1 protein-coding gene is annotated in these 305 nt (G+C 41.3%); it reads left to right on the plus strand.

All coding sequences use genetic code 11. From position 1 onward, the window contains the following. Positions 1-58: 58 nt before the first annotated feature. Positions 59-305: glutathione S-transferase family protein (locus P2081_RS20650; protein WP_278924661.1), on the plus strand; the 247-nt coding region annotated here is incomplete at its 3' end.

A 305-nucleotide genomic window follows, 5' to 3' on the forward strand; every position in this document is an offset into this window, starting at 1 on the left:
GTTCTTGGAGGAACGGTTGTCATTTTACAATATTTATTAAATAAAACAAAATTTAAAAATGACCATCGCAATTTCCGTTGGATCCGAGAAAGGCGTAAAGGATTTAGATGCGTATTTAAGTGAACGCAGCTACATTGAAGGATACCAGCCAACCAATGCCGATGTTGCTGTTTTTGAGGCATTCTCCAAGCCACCTACATCCACCACACCACATGCTCTCAGGTGGTACAATCACATCAAGTCTTTCTCAACAGAGGAGAAGAAGAAGTTTACCGGCGAAAAGAAAATCCCATCGACACTAGGAG

It is taken from the genome of Pseudophaeobacter profundi (assembly GCF_029697505.1).
Taxonomy (GTDB): Bacteria; Pseudomonadota; Alphaproteobacteria; order Rhodobacterales; family Rhodobacteraceae; genus Pseudophaeobacter; species Pseudophaeobacter profundi.